We start from the raw sequence: 11,064 nt of genomic DNA on the forward strand, positions 1-11,064 counted from the left end.
TAAATACCGGCAATAAAATAACCCTGACACCAGGGGTGTCAGGGCTGACCTTTACAAGTGGGGAAGGTTGAAACTATAAACAAGGAAGGCCAGAGCACAACCATTGTTTTCACATGAAAAATACTTGATATATCAAGTATGGTAACAAAGATACAAAATACTCGTTGAAGCACCAACGGCGGCACTCCGTTTTGAGGTAGCGGTAAGCCCGCAGTGATAGGCAGGCTTTTTCACACAAAAAAAGGAATCTGGTTAGGATTCCTTTTTTTGTTATCGCCTTTTTAGGCGTCCACCTGCGCTGGTGCAGACGTCATAGGAGCAGGAACAGCCGTACCTGCCAATTCAATCTCGTCGCCAGATTTATTCTGGAACTTAAATTCGGTGATTCCCAGCGAACTGTCCTTAACAAGCGTAACCCAGGTTTTGTATTTTAAAAACCATTGCCGCTGTTTTGAAAGCAACCCTTTGGTGAAATAGGCGTGTAGGAAAGGGTGCAGGACGATCTGAATGCCCCGCTCGTTTTGTTTAGTCAGGATATAGTCCAGGTTACCCTCAATTACATCCGTAATGAGTACACTGGCCTGAATGGTACCTGTACCGCCACAGGTGGGGCACACCTCCCGCGTCACAATGTTCATTTCGGGCCGCACCCGCTGCCGGGTGATCTGCATCAAACCAAATTTGGTTAGGGGCAGAATCGTAAACTTCGACCGATCGCCTTTCATCTCTTCGCGCATAATGTCGAAGATCATCTTCTTGTTATCGGCTTTCTTCATGTCGATGAAGTCGATAACAATGATCCCTCCCATATCGCGCAACCGAAGCTGACGGGCAATTTCGCGGGCGGCTTCGCGGTTCACGCTGATAGCAGTAGCCTCCTGATCTTCTTCCGAGTTGGATTTATTACCGCTGTTGACGTCGATAACGTGCAGCGCTTCGGTATGCTCGATGATCAGGTACCCACCACCCGGCAAACTAACCGACCGGCCGAAGAGCGACTTGATTTGTTTTTCCAGCCCAAGGGCCTCAAACATTTTTGTCTTGCCCGTAAAGAGTTTGACAATTTTCTCTTTCTCCGGGGCAATTGTATGGATGAACTCGCGCGTTTGATTGAAGCTCTCCTGCGTATCAACGGTGATACTGTCAAAGGATTCGTTCAGCATGTCACGCAGGATCGACGAGGCGCGGTTCATTTCGCTCAACACCCGGTCACGGGGTTTAGCGTCGCGGAGGGTCTGCATGGCGCGGTCCCACTTGTCAATCGAATTCTGAAGGTCGCTATCGAGTTCCTCCACCTCTTTTCCCTGCGCCACCGTTCGCACGATGACACCGAAATTTTGGGGTTTGATAGACGACATCAGTCGCAAAAGGCGGTTTCGTTCGCCCCGGTCGGTTATTTTCTTAGAGAGGTTTACCCCGTTTGAAAAAGGCACCAGAACCAGATACCGACCGGCAATGGAAATGTCGCATGAGAGGCGTGGTCCTTTGGTTGAGATGGGTTCTTTTACCACCTGCACCAAAATGGGCTGCCCTTTGGTCAATACTTTATCGATCTTTCCGATCTTTTCAATGTCCGGCTCCATGTCGAAACCCGACAGCCGACCCGTATTGACACGTTTGGCGATTACGTCTTTAGTTAACTTGTTTAGGGAGTTGATGTGCTGACCAAGATCCTGATAATGCAGGAACCCGTCTTTTTCGTGGCCCACGTCGACAAATGCCGCGTTGAGGCCTGATGACAACTTCTTAACGGTACCTAAATATAGATCGCCAACCGTAAAACTGCTTTCCGACTCATCGAGGTGGTACTCCAGCAGGCGCTTATCCTGCAACAGAGCAATCCGATCCCCTTTTTGAGTCGAACTGATAACTATTTCGTTGCTCACAAGCTGATGGCACGGTTAGAATGGCGTATAATAAAACAAAGAAGCCACGCACGCAAAAGACGGCGGGGCTTCTTAAAAGGGAGTTTACAGTTTTCAGTTCAGCGTTTTCAGCGGTCCACCGCTGCGGTTGCTCCGCCTGAGGACAGTGCTTACCTCAGCGAAGCAACTACAGCGGTGGACCGCTGAAAACGCTAAACTGAAAACTGTAAACTACTTCTTCTTGTGCCGATTTTTTCTTAGCCGTTTCTTCCGCTTGTGAGTGGCAATCTTGTGCCGCTTCCGTTTCTTTCCGCAAGGCATAATGCTGTGGGGTTAATATGTTAAACTAGGTGTCGGCCAGCCACTCGGCAAGCCCTATTTTTTTGAGTTTTTGATTTTCCAGTTTGGCGTTTGTATTTGGCTTGCGCAAGCAGGCTCCTACGCAAGCCAACTATAAACGCCAAACTGGAAAATCAAAAACTCTATTTTACCCGTTCTTCCAACTCCTTGATTGCCGCCTGAATTTGCGGATCCTTTTCGTTGGCTTTTACGTCGGCTAATACTTTCCTGGCCTCCTCCTTTTGATTTGTTTCTACCAGGCTTACGCCCAAATAAAACTGGGCTCGCCGATTGGCAGGATCATTAACCAAAATTTGTCGAAACCGATCAATGGCTTTACTGTATTGTCCTGAGCGCATGGATAGCATACCCAGGTTAAATAAAGCCAGTTCATTGGTTGGGTCCTGTTGAAGCACTTCGCGTAGCAGCATAATACCCTGCATCGGCGTTTGCGTGTTCACATAGGTCATTGCCATATTGGCTTTTGCCGCCAGCAGATTTGGGTTCTTCTCAAGGGCTTTTTGGTAAAGCTCCCGCGTTTTCTGACCCAGATAAGCTACTTTCTTCTCGTCTACCGCAAACCCGTATGCTTCGAAGTACTGATCCCCAGCGCGCAGAAGGTTCTGTTCAGTAGGTGCTAGCTGCGCGATAACGTCTGTGTAATGAGCGGCACTATCGAACCGGCTAACTGACCGAAAAAAAGCGACTAAGCGTTGGGCAGCGCCCTGACGAACATTGGGCGTTGCGGTGGCATAAGCCTGTTGCAACCCTTCTACCTGCTTCTGTTGAACAGGTGTGAGCGGCTGATTGTGCTCAATAGACGATTCATCTTTGGTACCCGTATTGGCTACCACGTTCATAGAATCGGCCACGGGCGTACCAGTTGAATGTCCGCCTGGTGCATTGCCTATCTGCTTGGTTTTGTTCTGCACTACCCAGCGGGGCAGGCTATACAGACCAGTAGTTAAGCCAACCGTAGCTACCAGCACATACAGTGTGGATGCTCTCATACCTCTAGCCTGGCTTTCAGCTTAAAATTAGTTGGTTGGGCTGACAGAAACCGTTGCCCAACCAACTAATTGATAGTTACTCAGCCGATACCTTGGCCTTGTCGCTGGTTTTTACCTGCTCTACGAAGATTTTAGCCGGCTTAAAGCTGGGGATAAAATGTTCGTCGATTACCATAGCGGTATTCTTCGAGATGTTCCGGGCAACCTTCTTTGCTCGTTTCTTATTGATGAAGCTGCCGAAGCCCCTCACATAGATGTTCTCTCCTTCGGACAGCGAATTTTTGATGACCGCGAAGAATGTCTCCAGGGTAGAAGTTACATCTGCCTTGTCAATTCCGGTTTTATCTGAAATCTCGGCGATTACGTCTGCTTTCGTCACGACTTTACTAAACTTTAGCGTTTACTTAAATGTTGATTTTCTGGCACCCAAAAAGGAGTACAAAGGTAAGGCTTTTCAATTGAAAATGAAACCCTTCGCTCCTTTATTCACAGCTAACGCCAAAACTCAGCGCTTTATTTTGAACTGGCAATCAGACACAAACGCATCGGAAACCTCCGAAGCCCTCACCCACTTTGCCCCCACCCTTGAACGTTGGTATGATCATCACCGGCGCGACCTGCCCTGGCGACATACTACCGATCCGTACCGCATCTGGCTATCGGAAATCATACTTCAACAGACCCGCGTAGCCCAGGGAATGCCTTACTACCTCCGCTTTGTTGAGGCCTATCCTACCCTGTCTGATCTGGCACTGGCTGACGAGCAGGCACTGCTCCGGCTTTGGCAGGGATTGGGTTATTACTCTCGCGCCCGAAACCTCCACCAGACCGCCAAATATATACACTCTGAATTAAACGGGCTATTTCCCACCACCTATCTGGCGTTACTGGCGCTGAAGGGCATTGGCACTTATACGGCGGCGGCAGTGGCTTCATTTGCTTATGGTGAGCGGGTACCGGTAGTGGATGGTAACGTATACAGGGTACTGGCAAGGGTGTTCGGGGTCGATGAAGACATCATGAGTACCGGGGCAAAAAAAACGTTTGCCGCCCTGGCCGCGCGACTCATGGCGCACGCGGTTGATCCAGCTACCTACAATCAGGCAATCATGGAATTTGGAGCTATTCAATGTACGCCCGTGGCTCCTGACTGCCTTATCTGTCCTGTTCAGCAGCAGTGTGTGGCCTGTCAGACAGGACGGCAGCGAGAGTTACCTGTGAAGAAGAAGAAGGCAGCCGTTCGGGATCGTTTCTTTCATTATCTGGTTTTTTGCACCCAGCATAATGGAGAAGCAGTAGTTGCGATGCACGAGCGAACGGGGCGCGATATCTGGCAGAATCTGCACGAGTTTTACCTCATAGAAACCGACGAGCCTAAGGCTGATTTCCGCGATTTAGATCTGGACAAACCGCTGAACGATTTGGTAGAACAGGGCGTTTTGACTACCTCACCAGTAGCCAGTAATCAGTTGCTCTCGCACCAGCGAATTAAAGCGTTTTTTTACCGGATAGACCTGCCAGAAAGTGTCAAAAATGACCTCCCAGAGGGTTACAGCTGGTATACGAGGCAGCAGATCAGCCACTTACCGAAACCAGTACTGATTGCTGACTATTTCGAGAAAGGGCTTGGATAAATCGACAGATTTTAGTAAATTTAATCTCTAAACCACCTAACAAAACGCTTTCTAAACACAGCAAAAATGGCAAGTTTGAACAAAGTAACGCTGATTGGTAATCTGGGTGCCGATCCTGAAGTTCGCTATCTGGACGGCGGCGGTGTTGTCGCCCAATTCAACGTGGCAACCACCGAAAAATATACCAATCGCAATGGTGAGCGTGTTGAACAAACCGAATGGTTTCGGGTGGAGCTGTGGAATGAACAGGCCAAGGTTGCCGAGCAGTACTTGCGTAAGGGAAACCCCGTCTACATAGAAGGTCGGTTGCGGACCGAAACCTGGACAGATAAGGAAGGGAAAGAGCGTTTTTCTCTTCGGGTTCGGGCCAGCACGATGCAGTTGCTGGGTAGCCGTAATGACGAGGCCAACGCTAATCAGGAGGCGGCTCCCCGTCAGCAGCAACAGGCTGCTCCGGCGCAGCCCCCCCGGCCACAGGCAGCCCAACCTGCCGCGGCAACCCGGCCCGCCGCCAAACCTGCTCCGGCACCTGCAGCTTCGTTTGATAGCAACGGTGCCGATGATGATCTGCCCTTTTAACTTATGGACCCAGGCGACCCGTCTTCCACACAGGTGCTCCCAGTCGGCAACGATTGGGGCACCTATTTTAGTTTTTATGGCCCCTATGTGGCTGTAGTGTTGCTTTTGCTTATTCTGGCCGCGCTGGCCTCTGCCGCCGAAGCTGCTTTTTTCTCCCTATCGGCGCAGGATAGACTACGGTGTCGCGACAGCGAAAACCCCGCTGAGCAACGCATTGCGGCGCTGCTTGACCGGCCTAAGCGTTTACTGGCTTCGCTGGTCATTCTCAACAACTTATTCAATATTGCCATTGTCCTCATCGTCACCTATGTGACCTGGATGGTATCGGGCTGGGCGCATGGCTCTGGTTGGCTGCTGACGGGCGTCACGCTGGCAACCACGCTTATGATTGTGCTTTTTGGTGAAATGGTGCCTAAAATTTATGCCTCACAGCATGCACTAGCCATCAGTAAGCGTACGCAGTGGCTGGCTCAAACTGCTTTGGTCGTATTTGCGCCATTGGCAGTTCTGCTGGTTAATATGAGCAATCAAATCGACAAGCGGATTCATCGGCGGGGCTACAAACTGTCGGCTGAAGAATTGAGTGAGGCCGTTGAACTAACAGGGTCCGATGCCACCGAAGAAGAAAAGGAAATCCTGAAAGGAATTGTGAATTTCAGTAACCTTGCGGCCCGGCAAGTAATGCGGGCCCGAATGGACATTACGGCGTTTCCGAACGATCTGACGTTTACGGAACTGCTGGCCCAAATTAACGAAGCGGGCTACTCGCGGGTACCTGTCTACACCGAAACCATTGATCAGATTGACGGTATTTTGTACCTGAAAGACCTGTTGCCTCACCTCAACGCTGACGATTCATTCGATTGGAAATCGCTTCAACGGCCCGTTTTTTTCATTCCTGAAACCAAAAAAGTAGACGATCTGCTCCAGGATTTTCAGAAAAAGCGGGTGCACATGGCCATCGTCATCGACGAATATGGCGGTACGCGGGGCCTAGTTACGCTGGAAGATATTATCGAAGAAATATTTGGCGATATCAACGATGAGTTCGACGAGGAAACGCCGACGGGCTATCAGCGAATAGACGACCACACGGTCATTTTTGAAGGTCGCACCCCACTCACCGACGTTTGCCGGGTGCTCGACGTAGACCCGACTACCTTCGACGATGTACGCGGCGACAGCGAGTCACTAGGTGGTCTGCTGCTTGAACTCTTCAGCCGCCTCCCCCGCCCCGGCGACGAAGTAAACGTCGAATCATTTACCTTCCACGTCCTTGCCGCCGATGATAAACGCATCAGCGAAGTGCGCGTAACGCAGCAGGATCTGACAGAAAAGTGAAGGGATTTACGATTTACGATGGACGAATTACGATTTGTTGCTGACGCCAGCGCAGGTTTACTCTGGCGTCAGCAACAAATCGTAATTCGTCCATCGTAAATCGTAAATCCCTTCACTCCCGCACCAGCGCCATGCCGATCTGGCAGTTTAAACAGCGTTTGGGCGTGCAGAAATTAGTGTAGAGTTCGATGGATGCCTGTGAATCAAAAGCAGTTCTGACGTTCAGGCCAACGCTATCCCAGAGACGAATAATGCGGTTGTCTTCAGCGGGGAGTTGCTCCAGCAGACTAATGGCCCGGTCCAGCAGATCGGGTTGGTCTTTGCGTTTGGCATAGGCCGCCAGTAAGGGAACAGCCACGTTGATCAGTAAACCCGTGGCGGTGGCTTCGCCCAGCGAGGATGATACTTTGGCACCGGCTTTCCCAAACCGGTAGTGCGTTTGCCAATATGCAGAGGGCATTATTTGCAACAGAGCCAGCAACGAAGGGGCGTCGGCGGTGCCTACCAAGAGTGAAAACAGGCTACCGTGATCATGTATCAACCGGGCTAACTGCGCTATCCGCATGGTGGGAAATGCGGCAGGCCGAAGTTTTCCCCATTTCCAGATGTGAGTTGGTAGCTGGCCAGTTGTCAGGGCATATTTTGTGGCCAGAAATTGGTTCTCACGGCGAAGAACCGTCAGGTATTCATCAGCTTCGGCATCTGTTGCCTCCAGCAGCCCCGCCGTCCCAAAAAGCAGTGCTTCCAGTTGGGCGAGGTTGTTGCGGTGCTTGTGTAGTAGTCGAAGCGGCACCATCCGGGTCAGTTGCTCCATCGGGTCGGCGTTGACTTTGCTGCCCAGGTGCATAGCCAGCAGTCGATAGGCGGTTTCTTCCCAATCCTGCCCGGTTGCCTCGTAAAGAGACTGAACATCAGTTGCTTTCCGTTCGAGGCGTTCCAGCAGCGCCTTGTCGAGCATGGCGGTCTGACGTAGGGGCTTCACCATCCGAAACTGCCCGGCACAGGGAATAACATCGGCGTTGGTAGTCAGGCTGCCATATCGACTCAAGAGGTTGTCAGACGTAAGTGGGGCAAGTTCAAGCGTTGGCAACCGGGTACCGTCGGGGCGGGGTACGGGCCGGTCATGGTGCCAGACAATGTGCAAAATGACGTTGTCGTAGGCCTTATCGCTCTGATGCCGATGTACCAGCCAGTCTGATGTTTTAACATGCGCTTCTACCGTACCTACCCATTCTACCCCCGCAATACGTAACCGGGCATTCAGAAAATCAGGCCCGGCATTGCCATTCCGAAAGCCGGGATGCAGCACGTCAACAGTTTCTCCGTCGGTAGTAATAAGGGGCTGATTGGCAACGTATTGAAACTGCCAAATAAAATAAATGAGTTCTTCGGTGATGGTATGCGTCATGGTTTCCGCCGTTTCAACGACAGGTCATGGGCGGTGTCGTAATAAGAACGGAGGTTGGTCCAGTCGAAAACTTCGGCGATGCTCTCTACGCGATTTCGCTGCTGAATTCGGTCGCGCATGTTCATCCGTACGAAGCGAAACAGAATGTCGGCGAGTTGATTGGCGGCCTCGTCGAAGGTTTGCGTTTTACGGTTTACGACGTAGATGCCCCGGTTTTCGTAGTCGCGCATGATTTGCATAATAAAATCGCCGAAGCCCGATTGGTCGCTCGTGACGGTGGGAATACCCCGTACCACGCATTCCAATGGCGTGTATCCCCAGGGCTCGTAGTAGCTGGGAAACACGCCGAGGTGGCACCCCCGAACAAACTGGCTATAATCAAGGCCAAACAGCGGATTGGTCGACGCGATAAAGTCGGGGTGGTACACGATTTTCACGCGGTCATATTCGTTGTTGACCAGGTTTGCCTGCCGAATAAACCGCGTCATGTCGTCTTCCTGTAAGAGGTCGTGCGTAACAAAGCGGGGTAACTGCTTCGTTCGCCAGCTTTGAATGGTCCGTCGTAGCCGTAGCCGCCAGTATTCGTCTACAAACTTATTGAGGTCGGGTAGGTTGGTTTCCTGCCCCGATGCTGAGGCCAGAAAGAGCCGGTCGCCAACCTGTTTTTCAATGGCCTGACTTGTCTCGCGGATCTCGTCGAGGAGCGCGCGTGTGTGGAGTACTTCGGGGTTGATGGACCGGTAGGGCTGTTTAGTGACCATAAACATGACCACGGTGGTGTCCATGTTGGCCTCGCGCATCCGCCAGTTCAACCGCGCCAGGGCCTCCAGGGTGAGGTCGTAGCCTTTATTGGTAAACTCAAACCGCCCCGACGTGAAAAAGTACAGCGTCTTGTCGAGGTCGAAGGAATAGTTTTGGAAGAAATGGCCCATCACAAACTCATGGATGCGCTCTTTGAACTTCACGTGTAAGTTCTGAAACTCGTGGGCAGCGGCAAAACGCGTCACGTTGAGGCCGTTGGGCAGGACCAAATCAGGATTTCGGCCCAAAAACACCTCACATTCGCGAGCGGTTACGTCGCTTACGGTGGTGAATACATGGCATTGCTGAGCGGCCAGCCGTTCAACAGTGGCCTGCGCTTCAATGCCATAATGACGAGCTTCTGCCTGCCAGTTGAAAGTAGGCAACTTCTGGTAAAACCCTTCTTCATTCTGGGCCAGATACCGTCCCAGCATGGTAGCGTGGGTGGTGAACGTGGTGGCTACACGCACATTGTCGCGACGCAGGTCGGGCAGACCAGAGGCGGCCATCCATTCGTGGAAATGCGCGACGAGATCAACACGCCGGGCATGGTCGGCGGCCAGCAGGGTAATAAATACGCGCACCATCTCACCAAACAGTAACGTCTGGTTCACCAGTTCCTCTACGTTGAGGGTGGGGATCTGATGCCGCTCCCACAGGCCCGCTTTTAAGGCATCTACCTGACGGGCAAGGCTTTGCACATTAAACATAACCACCCGTGGGCGACCCGTCACCAGCCAGTAGCCGTATTCAACGTCGTAGCCCATCTGGCGCATCTTACGCACGGTCTGGCCAATCTCAGTCTCGTCAGGATCGGTGATGGGCTCGTATTCGGCGGCAGCTTTTTGGGGGAAATAGGGCCCCAGCAGTACGTAATTATCGTCCCACTTCTCGACCATTGCCGGCACTTTCGAGCGGATAACGGTATAAATGCCGCCCACCTGATTACAGACTTCCCAGGCGATTTCGAGTAAGAGTTTGCGTTTGGACGTTGAGAAGAGTGATTCCACGGCGGAGGTTAGGTTGGGGTGGTTTTGTCAGTAAGGAGATTTCACTGTGCAAGTAAGCAGTTTACAGGCATGAAAATCGGTGCTTATGTAAGTTTACTCGATTCAATTTATCTTGCACGAGCGGCCCTGCATCCACAAACAGCGTTTTTACGCTCCACATTCTGCCTACACACCTACCTTACCTATGACCAAACACATTCTGCTGATGGATGGCCCCGACGGGCCGGGCCTGATTCACTATGTCACGGGTGTGCTGTTCCGGCATGGCCTTAACATCATCCGCAACGACGAATACGTTAGCCCTGACGGACAATTTTTTATGCGCACTGAGTTTGAAGCCGGGCCACGACAGGCCGAAGGCACGCTCGGCGAACCTGACCCACAACAAATTCTGGAAGAGCTGCGTCAAACCCTGCCCGACGGAGTGAGCCTGCGACTGAATCCAAAACAGAAAAAGAATGTAGTCGTGTTCGTTACCAAAGAACACCACTGCCTGGGTGAGTTATTAATCCGGTACGGGTTCAATGAGTTAGGTGCCGATATTCTGGCTGTAGTGAGCAACTATGCCACGCTGCAACCGCTGGTGAGCAAATTCGGCATTCCGTTTCACCATATTTCGCACGAAGGAAAAACACGCGAAGAACACGAAGCCGCCATATTACGCACCCTGGCTATCTACCAGCCTGACTACCTCGTTCTGGCCAAATACATGCGTGTACTGACCCCCGATTTTGTAGCCCACTACGACAACCGGATTGTGAATATTCACCATTCGTTTTTGCCTGCTTTTGTGGGAGCCAACCCCTACCGGCAGGCCTATGAACGGGGCGTAAAAATCATTGGTGCTACGGCCCATTTCGTCAATAACAACCTCGACGAGGGACCCATCATTGCCCAGGAAACGCAGGAAGTAGATCATCGCCATACCGCCGCCGACATGGCTACGATGGGCCACGATGTGGAGAAAATAGTGCTCTCACAGGCCCTGAAGCTCGTTTTTAACGACCGCGTCTTCATTCACCAGAACAGGACGATTATTCTTTAATGAGTTCAAGGTTTGATGTCTAACGTCTAAAC

9 protein-coding genes are annotated in these 11,064 nt (G+C 51.5%); 4 read left to right on the top strand and 5 right to left on the bottom strand.

Annotation, left to right across the window (positions count from 1 at the left end):
- Window positions 1-281: 281 nt before the first annotated feature.
- From J2I47_RS20760 to J2I47_RS20770, 3 genes are all read right to left on the bottom strand, one after another.
- On the bottom strand, window positions 282-1,886 hold the full coding sequence (locus J2I47_RS20760; RefSeq protein ID WP_207366519.1) for an Rne/Rng family ribonuclease: 1,605 nt from the start codon (window positions 1,884-1,886) through the stop codon (window positions 282-284).
- Window positions 1,887-2,347: 461 nt separating this feature from the next.
- Entirely contained in the window at window positions 2,348-3,214 is an 867-nt protein-coding gene (locus J2I47_RS20765; RefSeq protein ID WP_207366520.1) for a tetratricopeptide repeat protein, read from the bottom strand.
- 76 nt (window positions 3,215-3,290) lie between these two features.
- A complete protein-coding gene (locus tag J2I47_RS20770) occupies window positions 3,291-3,593 on the bottom strand; it encodes an HU family DNA-binding protein (RefSeq protein ID WP_207366521.1) in 303 nt (100 codons plus the stop codon).
- Between the two features lie 139 nt (window positions 3,594-3,732).
- Between J2I47_RS20770 and mutY the strand changes: the two genes are divergently transcribed.
- The 3 genes from mutY to gldE all read left to right on the top strand — a co-directional run bounded on the left by mutY (window position 3,733) and on the right by gldE (window position 6,768).
- Complete coding sequence (mutY, locus tag J2I47_RS20775) at window positions 3,733-4,848, top strand: A/G-specific adenine glycosylase (protein ID WP_229374826.1); 1,116 nt, start codon at window positions 3,733-3,735, stop codon at window positions 4,846-4,848.
- Window positions 4,849-4,914: 66 nt separating this feature from the next.
- Window positions 4,915-5,427 (top strand): single-stranded DNA-binding protein, encoded by a 513-nt coding sequence (locus J2I47_RS20780; protein ID WP_207366523.1) that lies wholly within the window; start codon window positions 4,915-4,917, stop codon window positions 5,425-5,427.
- A 3-nt stretch (window positions 5,428-5,430) separates the two neighbouring features.
- A complete protein-coding gene (gene gldE / locus J2I47_RS20785) occupies window positions 5,431-6,768 on the top strand; it encodes a gliding motility-associated protein GldE (protein ID WP_207366524.1) in 1,338 nt (445 codons plus the stop codon).
- 112 nt (window positions 6,769-6,880) lie between these two features.
- Here gldE and J2I47_RS20790 read toward each other — a convergent pair whose 3' ends face one another.
- Both J2I47_RS20790 and J2I47_RS20795 read right to left on the bottom strand, forming a co-directional pair.
- Window positions 6,881-8,176, bottom strand: a complete 1,296-nt coding sequence (locus J2I47_RS20790; RefSeq protein WP_229374828.1) for a DUF2851 family protein — start codon at window positions 8,174-8,176, stop codon at window positions 6,881-6,883.
- Window positions 8,173-9,987 (bottom strand): glycosyltransferase, encoded by a 1,815-nt coding sequence (locus J2I47_RS20795; RefSeq protein WP_207366525.1) that lies wholly within the window; start codon window positions 9,985-9,987, stop codon window positions 8,173-8,175. Before J2I47_RS20795 ends, J2I47_RS20790 begins: the two co-directional genes overlap by 4 nt.
- A 184-nt stretch (window positions 9,988-10,171) precedes the next feature.
- Between J2I47_RS20795 and purU the strand changes: the two genes are divergently transcribed.
- A complete protein-coding gene (gene purU / locus J2I47_RS20800; RefSeq protein WP_207366526.1) occupies window positions 10,172-11,032 on the top strand; it encodes a formyltetrahydrofolate deformylase in 861 nt (286 codons plus the stop codon).
- Window positions 11,033-11,064 lie beyond the last annotated feature (32 nt).

The sequence above is a fragment of the Fibrella rubiginis genome (assembly GCF_017353185.1).
GTDB classification, from domain to species: Bacteria; Bacteroidota; Bacteroidia; order Cytophagales; family Spirosomataceae; genus Fibrella; species Fibrella rubiginis.

Excerpts from the sequence above, each read along its gene's own strand:
- J2I47_RS20765 (WP_207366520.1), bottom strand. The coding sequence starts at position 3,214 with ATGAGAGCATCCACACTGTATGTGCTGGTAGCTACGGTTGGCTTAACT.
- J2I47_RS20780 (WP_207366523.1), top strand. The coding sequence starts at position 4,915 with ATGGCAAGTTTGAACAAAGTAACGCTGATTGGTAATCTGGGTGCCGAT.
- gldE (WP_207366524.1), top strand. The coding sequence starts at position 5,431 with ATGGACCCAGGCGACCCGTCTTCCACACAGGTGCTCCCAGTCGGCAAC.
- J2I47_RS20790 (WP_229374828.1), bottom strand. The coding sequence starts at position 8,176 with ATGACGCATACCATCACCGAAGAACTCATTTATTTTATTTGGCAGTTT.
- purU (WP_207366526.1), top strand. The coding sequence starts at position 10,172 with ATGACCAAACACATTCTGCTGATGGATGGCCCCGACGGGCCGGGCCTG.